Origin of the sequence: Streptomyces sp. NPDC029674 (assembly GCF_044903205.1) — a bacterium.
Taxonomy (GTDB): domain Bacteria; phylum Actinomycetota; class Actinomycetes; order Streptomycetales; family Streptomycetaceae; genus Streptomyces.
Map to the genome: position 1 here is coordinate 114,464 of NZ_JBJDPY010000009.1, position 23,198 is coordinate 137,661.

Genomic DNA, 23,198 nt, shown 5'->3' on the forward strand with positions numbered 1-23,198 from the left:
TTATCTCTCTGTGGGCATGTCGACAAAACGCTGAAGTGACCTCACTGGCTGCGGTATACCAGGTGTACCCAGGTTGCAGGTGGTGCGACGATGGACGTTATGGGGGACAAGGCAACTCTGTTGGAGACAGGGCGGTTTGTGCAGCCGGCCGACCGGGAGGATCCCGGGGCGGCCGCGGAGGAGATGCGCCACCGGCTGGCCGCCGAGGCCGGCGACGTGGACGCGATGAGCGTTCTCGGAAGTCTTCTGCTGCGCCGCGGTGATCTCGACGGGGCCGAATCTCTGCTGCGCGCGGCCACCGCCGAGGGCGACCGTGCCGCCGCCAACAACCTCGGAGTCCTCCTCCACCAGCGCGGATACGCCGACGAGGCGGCCGGCTGGTGGCGGGTCGCCGCCGTCGCCGGTTCCGCCGCGGCCGCGCACGCGCTCGGCCGGCACCACCGCGAGCGCGGCGACGAGCCCGCCGCCGAGTACTGGCTGCGCCAGTCCGCCGAGCAGGGCCACACCCTCGGGGCGTACGCGCTCGCGGACCTCCTGGAGCACCGCGGTGACGTCGGTGCCGAGCGCTGGCTGCGGGTCGCGGCCGAGCGCGGTCACCGGGAGGCCGCGTACCGTCTGGCGCGCGCGCTCGACCGGCGGGCCGACACGGAGCACGCCGACGGCGCCGCGCGTACGCCCGCCGACGAGGCCGAGCAGTGGTACCGCCAGGCGGCCGCCCGCGGCCACCGGCGCGCCGCGCTGCACCTCGGCTCGATCCTGGAGCGCCGCGGCGAGCTGAAGGAAGCGGGCCGCTGGTACCTCAACTCCGCCAAGGACGGGGAGGCCAGAGCGGCCTGCGCCCTCGGCTTCCTGCTGCGGGACGCGGGCGACGAGGAGAGCGCCGCCGTGTGGTGGCTCAAGGCCGCCCAGGACGGCGACGGGAACGCCGCGAACGCGCTGGGCGCGCTGCACGCCGAGCGGGGCGAGACGCAGACCGCCGAGCGCTGGTACCGCGCCGCCATGGACGCGGGCGATGTGAACGGCGCGTACAACCTCGGGCTGCTCTGCGCCGAGCAGGGCCGCACCGCGCACGCCGACCAGTGGTACCGCCGTGCCGCGTACGCCGGACACCGCGAGGCGGCCAACGCGCTCGCCGTGCTGCTGCTCCAGGGCGGCGACGCGGCCGGGGCCGAGCCGTGGTTCTCCAAGGCCGCGGAGGCGGGCAGCGTCGACGCCGCGTTCAACCTCGGGATCCTGTACGCCAGCCGGGACGACGAGGACGCCGCCCTGCGCTGGTACGAGCGCGCGGCCGCCGCCGGGCACACCGACGCCGCGCTCCAGGTCGGCACCGCGCGGCTGCGCGAGGGCGACGACCAGGAGGCCGAGCGGCACCTGCGGTGCGCGGCGGGAGGCGGCAGTGCCGAGGCGGCATACCGGCTCGGGATGCTGCTTGACGCGCGTCGACCCCCGGCGGGTCCGCCGGCGCTCGGCGAGCCCGCCGCGGAGAAGACCGAGTGCGAGGAGTGGTACGAGCGGGCCGCCCAGCAGGGCCACCGCCGTGCCCAGGTCCGGGTCGGCATGCTCGCCTCGGGCCGGGGCGACGTCGTCGAGGCCGCCAAGTGGTACCGCAAGGCGGCGGAGGCCGGCAGCCGGAACGGCGCGTTCAACCTCGGGCTGCTCCTGGCCCGCGAGGGCAGCGAGCCGGAGGCCGCCCTGTGGTGGACACGGGCCGCCGACGCGGGCCACGGCCGCGCGGCGCTCCGCCTCGCCCTGCTCTACGCCCGCCGCGGGCAGCTGGCGCAGGGCCAGCGGTGGGCCTCGCGGGCGGTGGACCTCGGCCCCGCGGAGGTCGCCGAGCGCGCTGGGCGGCTGCGTGAGGCGCTGCGGCAGGAGCTCACCGCGTAGGTCGCCCCGGGGGCCTCGCGGGGGCTGTGAATGGGCGGGCTGCCCCCGCCCGCGTCAGGGGTCGGCAGAACAGATTTGCGCTGGTCGTAGCGTTGACGTACTGTTGTGTTTACCGACGCGGGGTGGAGCAGCTCGGTAGCTCGCTGGGCTCATAACCCAGAGGTCGCAGGTTCAAATCCTGTCCCCGCTACTGAAACCGAAGGCCCGGAACCAGATCATGGTTCCGGGCCTTCGGCGTGTTCCGCTATCGGTGCCCCACCGCCTCCTCGTACAGCTCGCGGTTCACCGCCTTCCCCTCCGGCACCTTCTCGCCCTCCGAGACGCCCGCCGCGCGGTACGCGTCCTGGAGCCGGTCCGTCGTGCCCGCACGGATCTCCCAGTCCATGCGGAGGGGCGGCGTGGAGAGCAGGACCTCCTCGTCCGTCTCGAGGAGCTCGGCGAGCTTCGACGCGAACGCCTTGTCGGTCTTGTAGTCACCCGCGAAGTACGTGTTCACCGTCCGGATGTACGCGCGCAGCAGGGCGACGCCCGCGTCCGGGTCCTTCTTGAGGAGGTTCGGGCCGAAGAGGAGGCCGCCCAGCGGTTCGCCCCGGGGCTGGCCGCCCAGGAACGCGTACCGCTCGTCGCCGTCGACCTTGCGCCAGACCGGGTCGAGCAGCCAGGCCGAGTCGGTGCCGCCGTTCTGGAGGGCGGTGAGGACGTCCGCCGAGCCCAGCTGCTGGAACCGGATCTTGTCGAGGCCGCCGCCGTGCTTCTTCAGGGCCTTGTTCATGGGATACGCGATGACGGACCCCTTGCCGATCATCGTGCCGAGCTTGCGGCCGGCCATGGGAACCCGGTCCGCGGACTCGTTCTCCTTCAGCCGTACCCACAGGCCACTCTTCGAACGGGCGTCGGGGGAGAAGTTGCCGGCCGTCCACTTGATGTCGAAACCGCTGGTGATGCCGTTCATCACGGCCGCTTCCGGAGCCGCCCACTGGGCGTCGATGTCGCCCTTGGCGAGGAGGGGGAGCGCGTCGGGGGTGGGCAGCACCTTCAGGCCGACGTTCAGGCCCTCCTTCTTGAACTCGCCCTTCTCAATCGCCATTTGGAGGGGCGCGACGTATTCGGCGCTCAGGGTTCCGGTCGCGATCGTCAGCCTGCGCTCCTCAGGGAGTGGTTTCGGCGCAGGGGTGTTCGGGGCGCACCGGGCCGGCTTGCGGTCCGGGGACAGGTCGGCGGGGTCGGTCCAGCTGCCCTTGCCGCAGCCGGATACCGGGCGCACCTCGCGCGGCCCGGTGGGCGCGGCGGTCTCCTCGCCGTCGTCGTTCTTCGCGCAGCCCGACGCGGCGGCCAGCGAGCCTGCCACGAGCAGCGCGAGCGCGGTGGTGCGCAGGCGCGTCACGACTGGCTCCGGCCGCGGTCGCGCGGTGCCCAAGGGGTGAGCAGCCGCCCCGCGATGCGCACCAGTTCGGAGAAGACGACGCCGAGTACGGCGACGCAGACGATGCCGACGAACATCACGTCGTTCTGGAAGAGCGCGCGCGAGTCGAAGATGAGGTGGCCGAGGCCGTCCGCCGCGGCGATCTGCTCCGAGGCGACGATCACCAGGACGGCGACGCCCGCGGCGATCCGCGCGCCGACCAGGACGGCGGGCAGGGACGCGGGCAGCAGTATGTGGCGGAACATCTGCCAGGGCGAGGCGCCGAAGACCTGGCCCGCGTCGCGGTGTCCGGACGGCACGGCGAGGACCGCCGCCATCGTCGAGATCCAGACGAAGAAGAAGACCGTGGTGGCGACGAGCGCGATCTGCGGGCCCTCGCCCAGCCCGAACATGTTGAGGAAGACGGGGAGGAGCGCCAGCTTCGGCACGACGTACAGGGCGTCGAGCGTGGGCTCCAGTGCGGCTCGTACGACGGAGAGCGAGCCCATCAGGAGCCCCAGCGCGTACCCGGCGACCGTGCCGATCGCGTACCCGGCGAGCACGCGCTTCAGTGTGGCCCACACGTCCGGCCACAGCTCCCCGTCGGCGGCGCGCCGCCAGCCGTCCTCCAGGATGGTCTGCGGCGCCGGGTAGACGCGGTCGTCGATCCAGCCCGAGACGGCGGCCAGCTGCCACAGCAGGAGCAGGGCGAGGGGCACCCCCGCGGCGAGCGAGAGTTCCAGGGCGCGGCGGCGGCGATGGGTGCGGACGGGGTGCAGCTCCTGCGGGCCCGGCCTCCTGACCAGGGTGTTCTCTGGAGGGGCGGGGCTCTTGTCGGTGGTGGTCGTCATGCCGCGGCCTCCGTGCCGACCTCGTCCCGCAGCAGCTCCCACAGCTCGCTCTTCAGCGCCGTGAACTCGGGTGCCGCGCGGACCTCTCCGCCGCGCGGGCGCGGGAACGGCGGACGGCGCTCGGCGATGACGCGGCCCGGTCGCGCCGACATCACGAGGACGCGGTCGCCCAGGACGATCGCCTCTTCAAGGCTGTGGGTGATGAACAGGGTGGTCGTGCGGGTGGTCTGGGTGAGGGCGAGCAGCTCATCCTGGAGGATGACGCGGAGCTGGGCGTCAAGGGCGGCGAAGGGCTCATCCATCAGGAGGATCTCGGGCTCCACAGCCAGGGCGCGGGCGATCGCCACGCGCTGGCGCATGCCGCCGGAGAGGGCCGCGGGGTAGGCGTCGGCGAAGTCGGCGAGGCCCATGCGGGTCAGCCAGTCCGTGGCGCGGGCGTCGGCCTCGCGGCGGGGGACCTTCTGGATGTCCAGGCCGAACCTGACGTTGGCCCGGACGGTCTTCCAGTCGTGGATGCCGTAGTCCTGGAAGATCATCGCGACGGGGCGCCGGGCCGCCGAGCGGATGCTCAGCTCGCCGGAGCTGGGGCGCAGGAGGCCGGCGGCGATGCGGAGGAGGGTCGACTTCCCGCAGCCGGAAGGGCCGACCACGCAGGTGAACTCGCCGGGGGCCATGTCGAGGTCCATGGGGCCAAGCGCGTGCACGGCGCCGGCGGATCGGCCGAAGGTTCTGGTCACCGCGCGGGCGCGGAGCTTGGGGTGCGGATCTTCCACGGCTTCTCCTCGCGGAGGGCGGGCGGATGTCGGGCGCCGCAGAGAATATGACGATCAGTCAGATACTGGAAGAGGTCGGCACCGACCGTGGTGCGCACGGCGAAGGCCCCCGGCGTCATGCGCTGCCGGGGGCCTTCGGAGTCGTACGGAAAAGCGCTACGCCGCCGCGCAGCTGGGGCAGACGCCCCGGTACGTGACCTCCACGTCCTCGACCGTGAAGCCGAAGCGTTCCGAGTCGGGGAGGCTGGCGAGGGGGTTGCCCGTGGGGTGGACGTCGCGGATCGCGCCGCAGCGGGCGCAGACCAGGTGCTGGTGGGGCCGGTGCGCGTTCGGGTCGTACCGCTTGGCGCGGCGGTCGGTCGAGACTTCGAGGATCTCGCCGAGGGTCACCAGCTCGCCCAGGGTGTTGTAGACGGTGGCCCGGGAGATCTCGGGCAGCTTGTCCGTGGCGCGGGCGTGCACCTCGTCCGCCGTGAGGTGGACGTGGTCCCCGTCGAGGACCTCGGCCACGACGCGCCGCTGCGCCGTCATGCGCCAACCGCGTCCGCGCAGTCGTTCCAACAGGTCACTCATACAGGCCAGCCTAACAGGCGGGGGACCTCAGTCCCGAACGGGTGTGACTTTGGATTGTCGCTTGACTTAGACAAAGTCCATCGTAGGATCGAGTACGGCAAACGCCAAGGGACAGGGCCGACGGACAGGACTGGCAGGAATGACGCAGGAGGCGCACGTGACGCAGGGACCGCTCACCACAGAGGCCGGGGCGCCGGTCGCCGACAACCAGAACAGCGAGACCGCGGGCGTCGGCGGTCCGGTTCTGGTCCAGGACCAGCTGCTCCTGGAGAAGCTCGCCCACTTCAACCGTGAGCGGATCCCGGAGCGGATCGTGCACGCCCGCGGCGCCGGCGCGTACGGCACCTTCACGCTGACCCGGGACGTCTCGCAGTGGACGCGTGCGAAGTTCCTCTCCGAGGTCGGCAAGGAGACCGAGACCTTCCTGCGGTTCTCCACCGTGGCCGGCAGCCTCGGCTCGGCCGACGCCGTGCGCGACCCGCGCGGCTGGGCGCTGAAGTTCTACACCGAAGAGGGCAACTACGACCTCGTCGGCAACAACACCCCGGTCTTCTTCATCCGGGACGCCATCAAGTTCCCCGACTTCATCCACACCCAGAAGCGGGACCCCTACACGGGCTCGCAGGAGGCGGACAACGTCTGGGACTTCTGGGGCCTCTCTCCGGAGTCCACCCACCAGGTGACCTGGCTCTTCGGAGACCGCGGCATCCCCGCCTCGTACCGTCACATGGACGGCTTCGGCTCGCACACGTTCCAGTGGAACAACGAGGCCGGTGAGGTCTTCTGGGTCAAGTACCACTTCAAGACCGACCAGGGGATCAAGAACCTCACCGCCCAGGAGGCGGAGATCCTCGCGGGCCAGGACCCCGACTCCCACCAGCGCGACCTGCGCGAGGCCATCGAGCGCGGCGACTTCCCGTCCTGGACCGTGCAGGTGCAGATCATGCCGGCGGCCGACGCGGCGAACTACCGCTTCAACCCGTTCGACCTCACGAAGGTGTGGCCGCACGCGGACTACCCGCCGATCGAGATCGGCAAGCTGGAGCTCAACCGCAACCCGGAGAACGTCTTCGCCGAGGTCGAGCAGGCCATCTTCAGCCCCGCGCACTTCGTGCCGGGCATCGGCCCGTCCCCGGACAAGATGCTCCAGGGCCGTCTCTTCGCGTACGGCGACGCCCACCGCTACCGCGTCGGCATCAACGCCGACCACCTGCCGGTGAACCGCCCGCACGCCACCGAGGCGCGCACCCACTCCCGTGACGGCTTCCTGTACGACGGCCGCCACAAGGGCGCGAAGAACTACGAGCCGAACAGCTTCGGCGGCCCGTTCCAGACGGACCGGCCGCTGTGGCAGTCCGTCCCGCTCGCGGGCGGCACCGGCAATTACGAGCCGGCCAAGCACGCAGAGGACAACGACTTCGTGCAGGCGGGGAACCTCTACCGCCTGATGTCCGAGGACGAGAAGGGCCGCCTGATCGACAACCTGGCGGGCTTCATCTCCAAGGTCTCGCGCGACGACATCGCGGAGCGCGCGATCGACAACTTCCGTCAGGCCGACGGTGACTTCGGCAAGCGGCTGGAAGCCGCGGTCCAGGCCCTGCGCGGCTGACCAGCACCACTTGTCGTAGGAGAGCGGCGGGCCGGTTCCCTCACGGGGGCCGGCCCGCCGCCGCGTTCAGCCCGCCATCGTGGCGGTGGCCGCCGCGCGCCTGTCCGGTGCCCAGCAGCGGATGATGTCGCGGACCGAGACGATCCCGGTCGGCTCGTTCCCGTCCATGACGACCAGGTGCCGGAAGCCGCCGTGCGACATGGCGTCCGCGGCGTCCTCCAGGGTCCACGAGGGGCAGGCGAAGACGATCTCCGTGGTCGTGTGCGTGCCGGCGACCTCCTGGTCCGGGTCCTGGCCGAGGCCCAGGGAGATGAGGATGTCCCGCTCGGTGAGAATGCCGAGGCCACAGGTGTCGGGGTCCAGGACGACGGCCGCGCCGACGCGGCGGGCCGCCATCAGGTGGGCGGCCTGGCGGAGTGTGTGGGCGGGGCCGATGGTGAGGACCATCGAGCTCATGGCGTCGCGGACGAGCATGGGCGTGAGCCACCTCCTTGGTGAAACCGAGGTCTCCCGGTGGGCGAAGGATTGCCTCCGCCACCGGCTTGGAGAACGGATTCACAAGTTCACAAGTGGGGGGATTCTCAGAGTCGCAGCCATGCCGGGGGCGAGCAAGGGGGCGTGCGCGGTCAGTTCGGGCCGGTCGGTCCGGCTCAGTAGCGCTGGTTCGGTCCGACTCAGTAGCGCTGGTTGAGATAGCCGAGCAGCTCGTCGTGGAGCAGGCCGTTCGACGCGGCCGCGTTGCCGCTGTGCGGGCCCGGCCTGCCGTCGAGGCCGGTGAAGGTGCCGCCCGCCTCCGTCACCACGATCGCGGTCGCCGCCATGTCCCAGAGTGAGAGCTCCGGCTCCGCGCAGAGGTCGACCGACCCCTCGGCGACCATCATGTACGGCCAGAAGTCGCCGTATCCGCGCGTGCGCCAGACCGCGCGCGTGAGGTCCATGAAGCCGTCGAGACGGCTCTGCTCCTCCCACCCGGAGAGCGAGGAGTACGCGAACGAGGCGTCCGAGAGCCGCGAGACCTTGGAGACGTGCAGGCGGGTCGCCGAGGTGAGGGAGCGGCCCGTGTACGCGCCGCCGCCCTTCGCCGCCCACCAGCGGCGGCCGAGCGCGGGCGCGGAGACGACGCCGACCACCGGCTGGTAGCCGCCCTCGCCCGCCTCCATCAGGGAGATCAGGGTGGCCCACACCGGAACACCGCGTACGTAGTTCTTCGTCCCGTCGATCGGGTCGATCACCCAGCGGCGCGGGCCCGTGCCCTCGACGCCGTACTCCTCGCCGAGGATCGCGTCGCGCGGCCTGGCCCGCTGGAGGTTGCCACGGATCAGCTCCTCGGCGGCCTTGTCGGCCTCGCTCACCGGCGTCATGTCCGGCTTGGTCTCGACCTTCAGGTCGAGAGCCTTGAACCGGGCCATGGTCTGGGCGTCGGCGGCGTCCGCGAGGACGTGGGCGAGACGCAGATCATCGTGGTAGTCGGGCATGGATGAACAGTATCGATCTCGTTCGGCACGATCCACAGCGCCGGGTCCGAGGCGCTTCACGGCGCTTGCGCCGGAGCTATTGACAGTGCTGCCGAGCGCGTCAACTCTGGCACGGGAGCCCCTATGGGCCTGTCCGGCCCTGGGCCCGGGGAGGCGACGATGCCCGCAGCACGGGAGTCCTTACTCGACGCGGCGTACACGGCGCTCGCACGGCGGCCGTGGCCCGGCGTCCGCATGGTCGACGTCGCGGCCACCGCCGGGGTGTCCCGGCAGACCCTCTACAACGAGTTCGGCAGCAAGGACGGCCTGGCCCGCGCCCTGCTGCGGCGCGAGACGGACGGCTATCTGCACGGCGTCGAGCGGGCGCTCGCCGAGGAGCGCGAACCCGCCGACCGGCTCGCCGCGGTGGCCGCGTGGACGGTCGGCGCCGCCCGCGCCAACGCGCTCGTGCGGGCCGCGCTCACCGGCTGCTGGAGCGAGCGGCTGCCCGCGCCGGGCCGGGCGGCCGGCTCCACCTCGTCGGTGCCGGCCCAGCGCCGCGCGGACGCGGGGGTGCCCAGCGCCCCGGAGCTGCTCGCGCACGTGCGGGACCGGGCCGTCCTCGCGCTCGGCGGCCGGGGCCGGGTCCGCGACCCCGAACTCGCCCGCGCCTGCGAGAGCGCCGTCCGCCTCGCCCTGTCCTACGTCGTCGCGCCGGCCGGGAACGACGACGACCCCGCGGAACTGGTCCGCGGGGCCATAGGGCGCTGGGTGAGCACCAAGTAGGGCGAGGCGTAGGCCCTAGTGGGCCGAACCGGAGAGCTGGAGGCCGATCACGCCGATGATGACGAAGGAGATCGAGACGATCTTGAGCGTGGAGACCAGGTCGTCGAGGAAGATCATGCCGTAGATGGCGGTGCCGGCGGCGCCGATGCCCGTCCAGACCGCGTACGCGGGCCCCACGTCCAGCTTCTTCAGCGCCAGGGTCAGCAGACCGAAGCTGCCGAGGGCGAAGCAGGCGAACGCGATCGTGGGCCAGAGCCTGGTGAAGCCGTGCGACAGCTTGAGACAGACCGCGAAGCCGGTCTCGAGAATCCCGGCGACGATGACCAGCAGCCACGCCATGTCCATGCCTCCCGTACTCGTCCACGATGTGCGGCCGCTTCGCCCGGCTGGAATCCGACTCCGCGCGACTATGCGCGATTATGCATTTACCTTCGCCCGCGTGGCGCAAACAACGGGGAGGTCAGTCGTCGTCCCGCCGCTCCCGTGTCGCGAGAAGCCTGCGCAGTGAGTAGAGGCGCTGCGGGTCCGCGTGCCCGGCGGCCACCCACGCGTCCAGGGCGCAGTCCTTCTCGTCGTGGCTGCAGCCGCGCGGACAGTCCGCCGTCCCCGGCTCCAGGTCGGGGAAGGCGAGGATGACGCGGGACGGGTCGACGTGGTTGAGACCGAACGACCGCACGCCCGGCGTGTCGATCACCCAGCCGCCCACGTCCGCGAGCGGCAGCGCGAGCGCGGACGTCGTGGTGTGCCTGCCGCGGCCCGTGACCGCGTTGACGTGCCCGGTCGTACGCCGCCGCTCCTCCGGGACGAGCGCGTTGACGAGCGTCGTCTTGCCCACTCCGGAGTGCCCCACGAAGGCGGTGACCTTGCCGTCGAGCAGTTCGTGGACCCGCGCGAGCTCCGCGCCGTCGGTGAACTCCTCGCGGCTGGTGACCACGTAAGGGATGTCGAGCGTGGAGTACGTCTCCAGGAGCTTGTCGGCGGAGGCCAGGTCCGACTTGGTGAGGACGAGGATGGGCTCCAGGCCGCCGTCGTACGCCGCCACGACGCACCGGTCGATCAGCCGCGGACGCGGTTCGGGGTCGGCGAGGGCGGTGACGATGGCGAGCTGGTCGGCGTTGGCGACGACCACCCGCTCGTACGGGTCGTCGTCGTCGGCGGTGCGCCGCAGGACGGAGGTGCGCTCGGCGATCCGGACGATCCGCGCGAGCGTGTCCTTCTTGCCGGACAGGTCCCCGACCACTGCGACCCGGTCGCCCACGACGGCGGCCTTGCGGCCCAGCTCGCGGGCCTTCATCGCCATCACGATCCGGTCGTCGACCAGGACGGTGAGCCGCCCCCGGTCGACGGTGAGGACCATGCCCTCGGCCGCGTCCTCGTGCTTGGGCCTGATGTGGGTGCGGGGGCGGTTGCCCTTGCGGTTGGGGCGGACGCGGATGTCGTCCTCGTCGGGGTTCTTGCCGTAGCGGCGCATGTTCTCGTTCCGCCCGTCAGTTCCCGAGCATCCCGGTCCAGAGGTCGGGGAAGTCCGGGAGGGTCTTCGCCGTCGTCGCGACGTTCTCGATCTGTACGCCGTCCACCGCGAGGCCGATGATCGCGCCCGCGGTCGCCATGCGGTGGTCGTCGTACGTGTGGAAGATGCCGCCGTGCAGCCGGCGCGGCCGGATGTGCAGGCCGTCGGCGGTCTCGGTGACGTCGCCGCCCAGTTCGTTGATCTCCTTGGTGAGCGCGGCCAGGCGGTCCGTCTCGTGCAGGCGCAGGTGGGCGACGCCGCGCAGCGTCGAGGGGGAGTCGGCGAGCGCCGCGACCGCCGCGATGCCGGGGGTGAGCTCGCCGACCTCGCTCAGGTCCACGTCGATGCCGTGGATCGAGCCGGAGCCGGTGAAGACCAGGCCCTGCTCGGTCAGCTCGCAGGAGCCGCCCATCTCCGTGAAGATCTCGCGCAGCGCGTCGCCGGGCTGCGTGGTGCGGGACGGCCAGTCCGGGACGGTGACCGTGCCACCGGTGACCAGGGCAGCGGCGAGGAACGGCTGGGCGTTCGACAGGTCGGGCTCGATGGTCAGGTCACGGCCGAGGAGGGCGCCGGGGGCGACCCGCCACACGTTCGGCTCGCCGCCCGCCTCGGGGGTGTCCACCTGCGCGCCGACGGCGCGGAGCATGTCGACGGTCATCCGGATGTGCGGCATCGACGGCAGCGCGCCGCCCACGTGCCGGACCTCCACGCCCTGGTTGAAGCGCGGGCCCGAGAGCAGCAGGGCGCTGACGAACTGCGAGGACGACGAGGCGTCGATCTCGACCCGGCCGCCCTCCAGGGCACCGCCGCCGTGCACGGTCAGCGGCAGCGCGCCCGGGCTGCCCTGCGAGGCGTCGTCGATGCGGGCGCCGAGGGCGCGCAGGGCGTCGATGACACCGTGCAGCGGACGCTCGTACGAACGGGGGTCGCCGTCGAACCGGATCGGACCGTCGGCGAGGGTGGCGACCGGGGGCAGGAAGCGCATGACCGTGCCGGCGTTGCCGACGTCGACCGTGGCCGGGCCGTGCAGACCCGAGGGGATCACGCGCCACGCCTCGCCGGAGGTCTCCTTGCCGCCCGCGACGGACGAGCTCGACGACACGGTCTCCTCGATGCCGACGCCCATGGCGCGCAGCGCGCCCGCCATCAGCAGGGTGTCGCGGGAGCGCAGCGGACGGCGCAGCCAGCCCGGCTCCGCGGCCAGCGAGGCCAGGACCAACGCGCGGTTGGTGACCGACTTCGAACCGGGGACGTGGACCGTCGCGGTGACGGCTCCGCTTGCGTGCGGGGCGGGCCAGAGGGCGGTGTTCGCCGGGGTTTCGGTCATGCCCTCACTTTAGTGGCTGCGGGTGACCGGGAATCTTGATCAAATGTGGTGAAATCCAGGCGAAACAGAGAAGTGGTAGAAGCCCGGACCGCTCACACGTCGACCAGCCAGCGCCCGCCGCCCATCAGGGAACAGAGCGAGACGGCGTGGAAGAGGAAGAGCCACAGGCCCGCGGGGACGTGCGTGAGCCGCGACAGCTGGTCCGCGTCCGAGTCGCCCGCGCCCCCGCGCCTGCGCTTGGACTGCAGCTCGAAGGCGGGGCGTACGCCTCCCAGGAGCAGGAACCACACCACCGCGTACGCGAACGCCGCCTGTACGTCGGTGTTCGCCAGCCAGGACACGAGCAGGAAGGTGCCGCCGGTGAGGATCACGGTCAGCGCTCCGTACGCGTTGCGGATCATCACCAGCATCACGACGAGCAGCGCGGTCGCGATCCACAGGAACGCCGTGATGCGCCCCGACGCGAGCAGCGCCGCGCCGCCCAGGCCGAGCAGCGGCGGCGCGGTGTAGCCCGCCGCCGCGGTGAGGATCATGCCGAGGCCGGTGGGCCTGCCGCGCGAGACGGTCAGGCCCGAGGTGTCGGAGTGCAGCCGGATGCCGTCGAGGCGGCGCCCGGTGAGCAGGGCGACGAGGCCGTGGCCGCCCTCGTGCGCGATGGTGATGGCGTTGCGGGCCAGGCGCCATATGCCGTGCGGGCCGACGACGGCCAGGGCGACGAGGCCCGTCGCGATCACCAGCCACTGCTCGGGAGCCGCCTGGGTGCCGAAGACGCGGTCCCAGAGGTCGGTCAGGCCGGCGTCGGCGGCGGTTTCGATTCCTATGGCCATTGCTGGGACCGGCTCCTCTGGTCGATCAGGCTGGTGCTGCGCGGAGCGCATCGTTGAGGGGTGGTGGTCGGGCGACGGGCGGGCCTGGCAGTCTGGCACGTATGTGCGGACGGTTTGCATCCAGTCGTAGGCCCGAGGATCTCGCGGCGACCTTTGAGATCGAGAAGTGGGAGGAGGAGCCCCAGGAGGAGTTCGTCCCCGATTTCAACGTGGCTCCTACGAAGGAGGTCTACGCCGTCCTCGACCGTCCCCTGAAAGACGCCGAGGACCCGCGTCCGGTTCGCCAGCTGCGCACCCTGAAGTGGGGCCTCGTGCCCTCCTGGTCCAAGACGCCCGAGGGCGGCGCCCGGATGATCAACGCGCGCGCGGAGACCGTCCACGAGAAGCCGTCCTATCGCCGCGCCTTCGCCTCCCGCCGCTGCGTCGTCCCCGCCGACGGCTATTACGAGTGGGTGACCGCGCCCGAGGAGCGGCAGCTGGAGGTCGAGGGCAAGAAGAAGCGGCCGCGCAAGCAGCCCTACTTCGTGACGCCCGCCGACGGCTCGGTCTTCGCCATGGCGGGGCTCTACGAGTTCTGGCGGGACAAGACCCTGCCCGACGAGCATCCCCTGGCCTGGTGGGTGACGTGCACGGTGATCACCACGGAGGCGGAGACCGCGCCCCTCGCCGTCGCCCCCGAGGAGGGCCCGCGCTCGCTCGCGGACATCCACCCGCGCATGCCGCTGATGCTCACGCCGGACCGCTGGGACGCCTGGCTGGACCCGTCCCGCACGGACGTCGACGAGCTCCGCACCCTCCTGGAGCCGCCGCCGCACGGCCTGATGCGGGCCTACCCGGTCTCCACGGCGGTCAGCAACGTACGCAACAACGGACCGGAGCTGCTGAAGGAGCTCGAAGGACCCGAAGAGGGCACACTCTTCTGACGTGACCCAGAGCGAGATCATCCAGACCGATGCCGGTGAGGCACGCATCACGTGGCGTCCGGCGACGAAGAAGGCCCGGTTCGTACTGGCCGTCAGCCACGGCGCCGGCGGCGGCATCGAGGCCCGCGACCTCCAGGCCCTCGCCGCCGTCCTGCCCGCGCACGGCGTGACCGTCGCCCTCGTGGAGCAGCCCTGGCGCGTCGCGGGCAAGAAGCTGGCGCCCGCGCCGAAGACGCTGGACGTGGGGTGGCGCGGCATCTGGCCCACGCTGGAGAAGAAGGGGCTGCCGGTGATCTCGGGAGGCCGCAGCGCGGGCGCGCGCGTGGCCTGCCGCACCGCCACGGAGCTGGGCGCCGCCGCCGTGCTCGCCCTCAGCTTCCCCCTGCATCCCCCGGGCAAGCCTGAGAAGTCCCGCGCCGACGAGCTCCTCGGCGCCGGCGTGCCCACCCTCGTCGTGCAGGGCGGCAACGACCCCTTCGGGAAGCCCGCGGAGTTCCCCGAAGGGCCGTACGAGCTGGTGGAAGTCCCCTACGGAGACCACGGGTTCGCCGTGCCCAAGCGGGCGGACATCGGGCAGGACGAGGCAGTGAAGCGCATCACGGACGGCGTCACCCGCTGGGCGGGAATGCTGGGCGGGTGACCTCTGTTGTTGCGGACAGACGGTGAACGCCGTCGGTAGCTGTTCGTACGAGAGGGAGTCCGCCGCATGGGTTCGACCATCTGCCCGAACCGCTCCAGCGCCTCTGACCTGGAGTGGACGGTGCTGAGCGCACCCAAAACCGCATCTATTCGGGCGGCGCGGGGACCGGGTCGTCGTCTATCCTCCGATTCGAGTGGGGCTGCTTTCGGCCTCGTCACGTCGTTGGAGGAGGTGGGTCCGGTCACTGGGACCGACGCAGGGACCGAGAACGGTCAGGCGGAGCAGCCCCGAGAGAATTCGGAGAGGTCCGAGACGGCCGCGGAGCGCACGGCCCGCTTCGAGCGGGACGCCCTGACGTTCCTCGACCAGATGTACTCGGCGGCGCTGCGCATGACGCGCAACCCGGCGGACGCGGAGGACCTGGTGCAGGAGACCTACGCCAAGGCGTACGCGTCGTTCCACCAGTTCCGCGAGGGCACCAACCTCAAGGCGTGGCTGTACCGCATCCTCACCAACACCTTCATCAACTCGTACCGCAAGAAGCAGCGCGAGCCCCAGCGCAGCGCCGCCGAGGAGATCGAGGACTGGCAGCTCGCGCGCGCCGAGTCGCACATGTCCACCGGTCTGCGCTCCGCCGAGTCGCAGGCCCTCGACCATCTGCCGGACTCGGACGTGAAGTCCGCGCTGCAGGCGATCCCCGAGGAATTCCGCATCGCCGTCTATCTGGCCGACGTAGAGGGCTTTGCGTACAAGGAGATCGCGGACATTATGGGGACACCCATCGGTACGGTGATGTCCCGACTGCACCGGGGCCGCCGCCAACTGCGCGGCATGCTGGAGGACTACGCCCGTGAGCGCGGGCTCGTCCCGGCAGGTGCCGGGGAGTCGAACGGAACGAAAGGCTCAGGCTCATGAGCTGCGGAGAGCCGCACGAGACTGACTGCAGTGAAGTCCTGGACCATCTCTATGAGTTCCTCGACCACGAGATGCCGGACAGCGACTGCACCAAGTTCGAGACGCACTTCGAAGAGTGCTCTCCGTGCCTGGAGAAGTACGGCCTCGAGCAGGCCGTGAAGAAGCTGGTGAAGCGCTGCTGCGGCCAGGACGACGTCCCCGTCGACCTGCGGGCCAAGGTCATGGGGCGCATCGACCTCATCCGCTCCGGGCAGGCCGTCCCCGAGCAGGACATCACTCAGGACGCGGCCCCTTCGGAGGCCTGACAGCGGCCTGAACGGCAGGCCTGCACAGCGGCCTGAACACGCGGGGTCCGGTCTCGGGCCCCGCTCTCCTCTCCCGTCACTCGAACGTGCTAATTACCGGCAGCCGGGCGCTGGCCGGGTGAGCGCCGTTCTAGTCTCCGGACCGGAAACGGGGAGGAGACCTCCATGCGGTCGGTGCCGGTGCGGGCCCGCGTCTACATCCTGTGCGTCGCCCTGGCAGGCGTGGCCTGCGCCGTACCCGCCGTGGGTCAGCGCCCCTCGTGGCCGGCCGTCGCGCTCCTCGCGTTCCTCTACGCCGGGTGCGAGCAACTCACCCGATGCCGCTTCGTCGGCCGCCGCGCCCCCCGCGGCCTCGGCACCTTCTTCCCCGTACTGCTCGCCGGAGTCTTCCTGCTGCCGCCGTCGGCCGCCGCGCTCGTCGCGGTCCCCGGCGCGCTGCTCGCCCGCGTCGACCGGCACCCCCGCGGGGTGCGCCGCCTCTGGCGCGCCGCGCAACTCGCGCTGGCCGCCTGGGTGTCGGCGGGGGTGTACGGGGCGCTGGACGGCCCCGCCGCCACTGCCGCGCCCGACTTCCCGTACGTGCTCGGGCCCGCCGGAGCCGCCGTGCTCGCGTTCTCCGCGGTGCTCACGGTGCTCGACGGCGGCGTCCTCGTCACCGCCGAGCGCGTTCCCGCGCGCACCGCCTGGCGCGGGCTCTTCCCGCGCTCCCTCGCGCCCGTCACCGTGCACGGCCTGGCCGGGCTGATGATGGCGGTGCTCTGGACCAGCCCGTACGGGCCGCCCGCCGCGCTGCTCGTGCTGCTCCCGATGGGCGTCTCCTGCTGGGTCTTCGCGCAGTACCACCGCGAGCGCGCCGCCCACCAGGCCACCATCCGCGCGCTCGTCCAGGCCGTCGACATCAAGGACAAGTACACCCGCGGCCACAGCGAGCGGGTCGGCCGCGCCTCCGTGATGATCGCCCGCGAGCTGGGCATGGACGACGAACGCGTCGAGGTCCTGCGGTTCGCCGGAATCCTGCACGACGTCGGCAAACTCGGGGTGCCCACCCGGCTGTTGCGGAAGGACGGGCCGCTGACGCCGGAGGAGCGGCGCGTCATCGAACTGCACCCCGAGTACGGGCACGAGATGGTGCGCGGCATCGGCTTCCTCGGGGAGGCGCGGGCGGCGATCCTGCACCACCACGAACGGATCGACGGCAGCGGATACCCGTACGGGCTCGCCGGGCCGCAGATCCCCGAGTGCGCGCGGGTGGTGGCGGTGGCCGACGCCTTCGACGCCATGACGTCCACCCGGTCCTACCGCCGGGCCCGGCCCGTCGAGGCGGCCGTCGCCGAGCTCACCCGGTGCGCCGGGGCCCAGTTCGACCCCGAGATGGTCGGGGCGCTGGCGAGGGCCCTGGACCGGCACGGCTGGCACCCCGAGGTCACCGCGGACGTGCCCGACCAAGGCGCCGGCGTGCCACCGGGGCCCGGACTGCCCGCGCCCGCCGTGTCCCGTCCGGTGGCACGGTGAGCGCCGCGTCCCGGCTGCCCCCGACCGTCACCTGTCTGGCCGGGCTGCTCGCCGCGGTCTCCCTCGCCTGGACCCTCTGGTACGGCATCGCCGAAGGCCGGGCCGCCCTCGCCTTCGGGGTGCTGATCGCCCTCGGGGAGCTGGCCCGGTGGGGGAGCGGGGAGGACCGGGAGCCCGCGCCGCTGGGCGCCGCGGGGGCGCTCGCGTACGCCCTGCTCGGCGAGAGCGCCGGGCAGCCCACGCACCACGGGGTGCTCCAGGTGATCACCGTGGTCGTCGCGGCGGCCCTCGTCGGAGCGGTGCCGAACGTGGCGCTCGGCCGCGGGCCCACGCTGGACCATCTGGCGCGGCGGGTGCTGACCGTCGGGTTCGCCGCCGCCTGCTTCCAACCTCTCTACAACTCCGGCAAGTTGGCGGAGTGGGTGGGGCACGGCCCGTACTTCGCGCTCGTCATCGTCGCCCTGCTCGCCCTCACCGCGCTCTGCGACGCCGTCCTCGCCGCCGTGACGGCGCACGCCCGCACCCGCTGGCCGTTCGGGCCGCTCCTTCGGGAGGAGCTGCGGGCGATGCCCGGCATCGGCTCCGCCGTCTGCGCGACCGGTGCCGTCATGGCGCTCGCGGTGGCCGTGGCCGGCCTGTGGGCGCTGCCCGTCTTCAGCCTGCCGCTGCTGCTCACCCAGCTCTCCTTCCGGCGGTACGCGGCGGTGCGGGCGACCTACCGGCAGACCATGGCCTCCCTGGCCAGGGCCACCGAGATCGCCGGATACACCCCGCAGGGCCACGCCCACCGGGTGGCGGGCCTGAGCCGGGCCGTGGGGCGGGACCTCGGCCTCTCCGAGTCCGATCTCACCGTCCTGGAGCACGCGGCGCTCATGCACGACATCGGCCAGTTGTCCCTCGTCGACCCCGTCCCGGCGGGCGCCACCGCCACGCTCTCCGAGGCGGAACAGCGCCGAATAGCCCTGCTCGGCGGCGCCGTCGTCCGGCAGACGGGGGTGGACGCCGCCGTCGCCGTCGTCGTGGAGCGGCAGGCGGATCCGTACCGCGAGCAGCCCCTCACGGCACGTATTGTGCGGACCGCGAACGCGTACGACGAGATGGCGCGGGGAGAAGGACCATCGGGGGCGCTGGGCGGCCCGCTGCACGCCCTGGAGAGGCTGCGCCTGGCCACGGGCCACGACTACCAGCCGGAGGTCGTGGAGTCGCTGGCCCGGGTCCTTTCCAGGGACGGTCTTACCTCGCGTGCGGCTGGGTAACCCATGGGTAATGAGCGGCTGTCCGACCGTACGTGGTTGGATGCGAAGAAGAGGGTGCACGGGGGCGACGACCCCGGCACTGCGCCCCGACGAGATGTGACCTACCAATTACGTGGCAGGCGGGAATCAGGCGGGAATCGTGAGGATCTTCGGCAAGGGACGGCACCGGCCCTCCGCCTCATGGCGGCAGGCGACCGACCGCGCGTTCACGCTGATCGGCGACGGCCGGTACGAGGACGCGGGGGCACTGCTCACGCGCGCGGCGGATCTCGAACCCTGGCTGTCCGAGTCCTGGTTCAACCTGGCGCTGCTGCACAAGTTCCGGCACGACTGGGAGCAGGCACGGGCGGCCGGGCTGCGCGCCGTCGCGCTGTTGGACCGCTCCGCGGGCGCGCCCGACTGGTGGAACGTCGGCATCGCGGCGACCGCGCTCCAGGACTGGCCGCTGGCCCGCCGCGCCTGGCAGGCGTACGGCCTGCGGGTGCCGGGCGGAGTCGCCGCGTCGGGCGAGCCCACGGGCATGGAGCTCGGCAGCGCGGCCGTGCGGCTCTCCCCGGAGGGCGAGGCCGAGGTCGTGTGGGGGCGGCGGCTCGACCCCGCCCGCATGGAGGTGCTGTCCATTCCGCTGCCCTCCTCCGGGCGCCGCTGGGGCGAGGTCGTGCTGCACGACGGCGTGCCGCACGGCGAGCGGACGACGGCGGCCGGGCACTCGTACCCCGTGTTCGACGAGATCGAGCTGTGGGCGCCCTCGCCCGTGCCGACCTGGGTGGTCCTCCTGGAGGCCGCCACCGAGGACGACAGGGACGCCCTGGAGCGGCTCGCGGCCGACGCGGGCTTCGCCGCCGAGGACTGGTCGTCCTCCGTGCGGCTGCTCTGCAGGATGTGTTCGGAGTCGCGGATGCCGAGCGACGAGGGCGACGGCGAGCACCTGGACCCGCACGACCACAGTGAGCCGGGCCACCCGGGTCCGCTCGGCCACCGCAGTCCGGGCGCCCTGTGGGTGCCGGAGCGGGAGTGCGGCCTCGCGGCGCCCGCGGGGCTCGTGCGCGGACTGCTCGACGGCTGGGTGGCGGACAGCCCGGATTCCCGTGACTGGCGGGATCTCGAAGAGGTCTGCTGACACTTCGCCGTAGGCTGTACCGGCACAAACTCTTGAGGGTTTCAAGGAAGGCGTACGGCGGACATGGCGCAGGACACTGAGCAGCAGGCTTCCGGCGGGGTGCTCCCCGTCGACGACGAGGGCTTCGTCATCGACACGGAGGACTGCGAGGAGCGGGAGACGGCCTACCGCGAGCGCGGTACGTCCCGGCCGATCACCGTCGTCGGCAACCCGGTGCTGCACAAGGAGTGCAAGGACGTCACGTCCTTCGACGACGATCTCGCGAAGCTGATCGACGACATGTTCGCGACCCAGCGCGTCGCGCAGGGCGTGGGCGTGGCCGCCAACCAGGTCGGCGTCGACCTGAAGGTCTTCGTCTACGACTGCATGGACGACGACGGCGTGCGCCACGTCGGCGTGGTCTGCAACCCGGTGCTCCAGGACCTGCCCGCCGACCGGCGCAGCCTCGACGACTCGGGCGAGGGCTGCCTCTCCGTCCCCACCGCCTACGCGCCGCTGGCCCGCCCGGACTACGCCGAGGTGACCGGGCAGGACGAGAAGGGCAACCCGATCAAGGTGCGCGGCACGGGCTACTTCGCGCGCTGCCTGCAGCACGAGACGGACCACCTGTACGGGTACCTGTACATCGACCGCCTCTCCAAGCGGGAGCGCAAGGACGCACTGCGCCAGATGGAAGAGGGCACCCCGCGCTACCCCGTGGTGGCGAATGACTGACGCACGCGCCGCCTGAGAGGTGCGGGAACCGCGTGACACGAGCGGCCCCTGGTCCGGGAAGTACCCCGTGACCAGGGGCCGTTGGCATGCACGGGCATGAGCCGCTCGCTTGTGCGAGCAGAACAGGCTGCCAGTGATCCATATTCAGTCACGTACGTGGATGTTCTCGGCACTGGGGGGTAGTGAATGGCGCAAATCTGTTCCCTGAACGGTCAGTTGTGGTGCTGAATGGAAAGCGCGGGGATACGCAACGGCGCGCGCCCGGCACGGCGGGAGGGGCGTGTGTCCTCAGGGCGGCTGAAAGGGGTTAGTTCGTGCCTGCATATTCCGGAAGCACTTCACAGACACACCCACACACACGGCCACACTCATCGGCGGTATCGGTGCCGCCGGCACTGGCTCTTCCGGTGATCGAAGCGACGTTCCCTCGCCGTCTGCATCCGTATTGGCCAAAGCTTCAGGAGAAGTCCAGGACCTGGCTGCGCGAAATGCGGCTCATGCCCCCGGACAAGGTCGAGCGGTACGCGGACAGCCTCTGCTACACGGATCTCGTCGCCGGCTACTACATTGGCGCCCCCGACGAGTTGCTCACCGCGATAGCGGACCTCAGCAGCTGGTTCTTCGCCTGGGACGACCGGCACGACCGGGACTCGGTGCACGGCAGGACGGCCCGGTGGCGGCGGCTCTGCCGCGGCCTGCACGGCACCCTCGACGACCCCCGGCAGTACCTGCACCACAAGGACCCCTTGGTCGCGGGGTTCGCGGACTGCGTCCTCCGCCTGTACTCCTTCCTGGGGCCCAGCTGGAACGCCCGGTTCGCCCGGCACTTCCACCCGGTGATCGACGCGTACGACCAGGAGTTCCGCAACCGCCGCTTCGGCACCGTGCCGACGGTGGAGGCGTACATCGAGCTGCGCCGCCTCACATTCGCGCACTGGGCGTGGATCGACCTCCTGGAACCCACCGCCCGGTACGAGCTGCCGAGCACCGTGCGCAGACACCCCGCATACCGGCGGGCGGCGCTGGCGACCCAGGACTTCTCGGCCTGGTACAACGACCTGTGCTCACTCCCGAAAGAGCTCGCCGGAGACGAACTGCACAATCTCGGGATCAGCCTCATCCAGCACGAGGGAATGCGGCTCGAAGAGGCGGTGCGCGAAGTTCACAGGCGCGTCGGTCAATGCGTCACAGATTTCATCGAAGCCGAACGGGAAGTTCTCCTGTTCGCGGAAGAATTGGCGGACGACGGCGAGAACGGCGGGGAACTCGCGGACGCGGTGAAATCCTGCGTCTTCAACATGCGGAACTGGTTCTCTTCCGTGTACTGGTTCCATCACGAATCCGGCCGCTATCGGGTGGACAGCTGGGACGACAGGTCCATGCCCCCGTATGTGACGGAAGAAGCCCTGGCGGAAAACGAACTGGTAGGTGAGGAATGAGCGTCGAATCCGCAATACCCGCCCCCTCCGCGTCCGGACCGGGGACGCTGCGCACCCCGCCCCTCGTCCGCGGCGGAGCCCCGGTGCTCGGCCACGCCTGGAACCTGGTGCGCGACCCGCTCGGCTTCCTCTCGGCACTGCGCGATCACGGCGACCTCGTACGGATCAGGCTGGGACCCCGGACGGCGTACGTGGTGTGCGATCCGCAACTGGTCGGCGCCATGCTCAAGAACCCCGAGTACGTCGTCGGCGGACCGCTCTGGGACACCCTGGAGGTGCTCCTCGGCAAGGGCGTGGCGACCAGCAACGGCAAGCTGCACCGGCGCCAGCGGCGCATGATGCAGCCCGCGTTCCGGCCCGAGCGGATCGCGGACTACGCCAAGGTGATGGAGGAGGAGGCGCGCGCCACGGCGGCCCGCTGGCAGCCCGGCGCCACGGTCGACGTGGGCGCGGAGATGTTCCGCACCGCCGTGCGCATCGTCTCGCGCTCCCTCCTGGAGGTCGACTCGATCGCGGAGAAGGCGGACCGCATCGCCGACTCGCTGCACACCGTCTTCGAGGGCCTCTACCGCCGGATGGTGCTCTCGGTCGGGCCGCTCCACCGCGTGCCGACCCCCGCCAACCGGCGCTTCGAGAGGGCGCTCGCCGATCTGCACGCGCTCGTCGACGAGATCGTCGCGGAGCGCCGCGCGGCCGGCCCCGGCGGACCCGACGACCTGCTCGCGCAATTGCTGCGGGCCACGGACGAAACCGGGGCGCCCATAGCCGACCAGGAGATCCACGACAACGTGGTATCCCTCGTGGTGGCGGGCGCCGAGAATGTCGCGTCGACGCTGGCGTGGACGTTCCAGCTGCTCACCGAACACCCCGAGCAGGAAAGGCGGTTGGTTGAAGAGGTAAATTCCGTGGCCCCGGATCGCGCGATCACATTCGCCGATCTCAAGGACCTGCCGTACACCCGCAATGTCGTCACCGAGGCGATGCGGATACGGCCGGCCGCCTGGATATTCACGCGCCGGTCCGTGGCCGAAACCGAACTGGGCGGCTATTCGATTCCGGCCGACGCGGACATCGTCTACAGCGTGTACGCGATGCAGCGCGACCCGCGTTCCTTCGAGCGGCACCTCGACTTCGACCCCGACCGCTGGATACCGGAACGCGCCGGTGCCGTGCCGGAGTTCGCGATGATGCCGTTCAGCGTCGGCAACCGGAAGTGCCCCGGCGACCACTTCAGCCTGGCCGAACTCGCCCTGATCCTGGGGACCGTGGCGCCGAAATGGCACCTGGCGCCGGTCGAGGAGACGGACGCCCGCACCCGGGTCGGCATCACCCTGCACCCGAAGCGGCTCGTCCTGCGGGCCATGCCGCGCTGAACACA

General features: G+C 71.5%; 23 protein-coding genes and 1 tRNA gene. 14 read left to right on the forward strand and 10 right to left on the reverse strand.

Translation table 11 applies throughout. From position 1 onward, the window contains the following. Positions 1 to 90 precede the first annotated feature (90 nt). Positions 91 to 1,884, forward strand: coding sequence for a sel1 repeat family protein (locus ACI2L3_RS22430; protein ID WP_404754145.1), 1,794 nt, complete (start codon positions 91 to 93; stop codon positions 1,882 to 1,884). A gap of 116 nt (positions 1,885 to 2,000) precedes the next feature. Further along, a tRNA-Met gene (locus ACI2L3_RS22435) sits at positions 2,001 to 2,074 on the forward strand. A gap of 54 nt (positions 2,075 to 2,128) precedes the next feature. On the opposite strand, the gene ACI2L3_RS22440 is transcribed toward ACI2L3_RS22435, so the two are convergent. The 4 genes from ACI2L3_RS22440 to ACI2L3_RS22455 form a co-directional block, all read right to left on the reverse strand. After that, positions 2,129 to 3,268, reverse strand: coding sequence for an ABC transporter substrate-binding protein (locus tag ACI2L3_RS22440; protein WP_404754146.1), 1,140 nt, complete (start codon positions 3,266 to 3,268; stop codon positions 2,129 to 2,131). Then, positions 3,265 to 4,137: an ABC transporter permease gene (locus ACI2L3_RS22445; protein ID WP_404754147.1), complete on the reverse strand. Its 873-nt coding sequence runs from the start codon at positions 4,135 to 4,137 to the stop codon at positions 3,265 to 3,267. Before ACI2L3_RS22445 ends, ACI2L3_RS22440 begins: the two co-directional genes overlap by 4 nt. Next, positions 4,134 to 4,910 carry an ABC transporter ATP-binding protein gene (locus ACI2L3_RS22450; protein WP_404754148.1) on the reverse strand — a complete coding sequence of 259 codons (777 nt, stop codon included), beginning with the start codon at positions 4,908 to 4,910 and terminating at the stop codon, positions 4,134 to 4,136. The genes ACI2L3_RS22445 and ACI2L3_RS22450 overlap by 4 nt, the downstream gene beginning before the upstream one ends. 156 nt (positions 4,911 to 5,066) lie before the next feature. Beyond that, complete coding sequence (locus ACI2L3_RS22455) at positions 5,067 to 5,483, reverse strand: Fur family transcriptional regulator (protein WP_404754149.1); 417 nt, start codon at positions 5,481 to 5,483, stop codon at positions 5,067 to 5,069. 139 nt (positions 5,484 to 5,622) lie between these two features. Here ACI2L3_RS22455 and ACI2L3_RS22460 point away from each other — a divergent pair, with 139 nt between their 5' ends. Then, the gene (locus ACI2L3_RS22460) at positions 5,623 to 7,092 is read left to right on the forward strand and encodes a catalase (protein ID WP_404754150.1); all 1,470 of its coding nucleotides are present in this window, start codon (positions 5,623 to 5,625) and stop codon (positions 7,090 to 7,092) included. A 66-nt stretch (positions 7,093 to 7,158) separates the two neighbouring features. Here the strand turns inward: ACI2L3_RS22460 and ACI2L3_RS22465 are convergent, their stop codons facing one another. Continuing rightward, a complete protein-coding gene (locus tag ACI2L3_RS22465) occupies positions 7,159 to 7,566 on the reverse strand; it encodes a cyclic nucleotide-binding/CBS domain-containing protein (protein ID WP_404754151.1) in 408 nt (135 codons plus the stop codon). A gap of 200 nt (positions 7,567 to 7,766) precedes the next feature. Continuing rightward, complete coding sequence (gene hisN, locus ACI2L3_RS22470) at positions 7,767 to 8,567, reverse strand: histidinol-phosphatase (protein WP_404754152.1); 801 nt, start codon at positions 8,565 to 8,567, stop codon at positions 7,767 to 7,769. A 159-nt stretch (positions 8,568 to 8,726) separates the two neighbouring features. Between hisN and ACI2L3_RS22475 the strand changes: the two genes are divergently transcribed. Further along, positions 8,727 to 9,332, forward strand: a complete 606-nt coding sequence (locus tag ACI2L3_RS22475) for a TetR/AcrR family transcriptional regulator (RefSeq protein WP_404754153.1) — start codon at positions 8,727 to 8,729, stop codon at positions 9,330 to 9,332. 15 nt (positions 9,333 to 9,347) lie between these two features. On the opposite strand, the gene ACI2L3_RS22480 is transcribed toward ACI2L3_RS22475, so the two are convergent. The 4 genes from ACI2L3_RS22480 to ACI2L3_RS22495 form a co-directional block, all read right to left on the reverse strand. Beyond that, complete coding sequence (locus ACI2L3_RS22480; protein ID WP_362996345.1) at positions 9,348 to 9,671, reverse strand: multidrug efflux SMR transporter; 324 nt, start codon at positions 9,669 to 9,671, stop codon at positions 9,348 to 9,350. A 121-nt stretch (positions 9,672 to 9,792) separates the two neighbouring features. Beyond that, positions 9,793 to 10,803 carry a ribosome small subunit-dependent GTPase A gene (rsgA, locus tag ACI2L3_RS22485; RefSeq protein WP_404754154.1) on the reverse strand — a complete coding sequence of 337 codons (1,011 nt, stop codon included), beginning with the start codon at positions 10,801 to 10,803 and terminating at the stop codon, positions 9,793 to 9,795. A 16-nt stretch (positions 10,804 to 10,819) separates the two neighbouring features. After that, positions 10,820 to 12,169 (reverse strand): 3-phosphoshikimate 1-carboxyvinyltransferase, encoded by a 1,350-nt coding sequence (aroA, locus tag ACI2L3_RS22490; protein WP_404754155.1) that lies wholly within the window; start codon positions 12,167 to 12,169, stop codon positions 10,820 to 10,822. 92 nt (positions 12,170 to 12,261) lie between these two features. Then, complete coding sequence (locus ACI2L3_RS22495; protein ID WP_404754156.1) at positions 12,262 to 12,996, reverse strand: M50 family metallopeptidase; 735 nt, start codon at positions 12,994 to 12,996, stop codon at positions 12,262 to 12,264. Positions 12,997 to 13,097: 101 nt separating this feature from the next. Between ACI2L3_RS22495 and ACI2L3_RS22500 the strand changes: the two genes are divergently transcribed. The 10 genes from ACI2L3_RS22500 (at position 13,098) to ACI2L3_RS22545 (ending at position 23,193) form a co-directional block, all read left to right on the forward strand. Next, the gene (locus ACI2L3_RS22500) at positions 13,098 to 13,919 is read left to right on the forward strand and encodes an SOS response-associated peptidase (RefSeq protein ID WP_404754157.1); all 822 of its coding nucleotides are present in this window, start codon (positions 13,098 to 13,100) and stop codon (positions 13,917 to 13,919) included. A gap of 1 nt (position 13,920) precedes the next feature. Further along, positions 13,921 to 14,559 (forward strand): alpha/beta family hydrolase, encoded by a 639-nt coding sequence (locus ACI2L3_RS22505; RefSeq protein ID WP_404754158.1) that lies wholly within the window; start codon positions 13,921 to 13,923, stop codon positions 14,557 to 14,559. Positions 14,560 to 14,790: 231 nt separating this feature from the next. Continuing rightward, positions 14,791 to 15,474, forward strand: a complete 684-nt coding sequence (locus ACI2L3_RS22510) for a sigma-70 family RNA polymerase sigma factor (protein ID WP_404754159.1) — start codon at positions 14,791 to 14,793, stop codon at positions 15,472 to 15,474. Continuing rightward, positions 15,471 to 15,779, forward strand: coding sequence for a mycothiol system anti-sigma-R factor (rsrA, locus tag ACI2L3_RS22515; protein ID WP_404754160.1), 309 nt, complete (start codon positions 15,471 to 15,473; stop codon positions 15,777 to 15,779). The genes ACI2L3_RS22510 and rsrA overlap by 4 nt, the downstream gene beginning before the upstream one ends. Positions 15,780 to 15,944: 165 nt before the next feature. Beyond that, a complete protein-coding gene (locus ACI2L3_RS22520; RefSeq protein WP_404754161.1) occupies positions 15,945 to 17,291 on the forward strand; it encodes an HD-GYP domain-containing protein in 1,347 nt (448 codons plus the stop codon). After that, complete coding sequence (locus tag ACI2L3_RS22525) at positions 17,288 to 18,547, forward strand: HD-GYP domain-containing protein (protein WP_404754162.1); 1,260 nt, start codon at positions 17,288 to 17,290, stop codon at positions 18,545 to 18,547. The genes ACI2L3_RS22520 and ACI2L3_RS22525 overlap by 4 nt, the downstream gene beginning before the upstream one ends. A gap of 139 nt (positions 18,548 to 18,686) precedes the next feature. Next, positions 18,687 to 19,667 (forward strand): tetratricopeptide repeat protein, encoded by a 981-nt coding sequence (locus ACI2L3_RS22530; RefSeq protein WP_404754163.1) that lies wholly within the window; start codon positions 18,687 to 18,689, stop codon positions 19,665 to 19,667. 63 nt (positions 19,668 to 19,730) lie between these two features. Then, positions 19,731 to 20,381: a peptide deformylase gene (def, locus tag ACI2L3_RS22535; RefSeq protein WP_404754164.1), complete on the forward strand. Its 651-nt coding sequence runs from the start codon at positions 19,731 to 19,733 to the stop codon at positions 20,379 to 20,381. Between the two features lie 314 nt (positions 20,382 to 20,695). Continuing rightward, the gene (gene cyc1 / locus ACI2L3_RS22540) at positions 20,696 to 21,820 is read left to right on the forward strand and encodes an epi-isozizaene synthase (RefSeq protein ID WP_404754165.1); all 1,125 of its coding nucleotides are present in this window, start codon (positions 20,696 to 20,698) and stop codon (positions 21,818 to 21,820) included. After that, complete coding sequence (locus ACI2L3_RS22545; RefSeq protein ID WP_404754166.1) at positions 21,817 to 23,193, forward strand: cytochrome P450; 1,377 nt, start codon at positions 21,817 to 21,819, stop codon at positions 23,191 to 23,193. The genes cyc1 and ACI2L3_RS22545 overlap by 4 nt, the downstream gene beginning before the upstream one ends. The last annotated feature ends 5 nt before the right edge of the window (positions 23,194 to 23,198 follow it).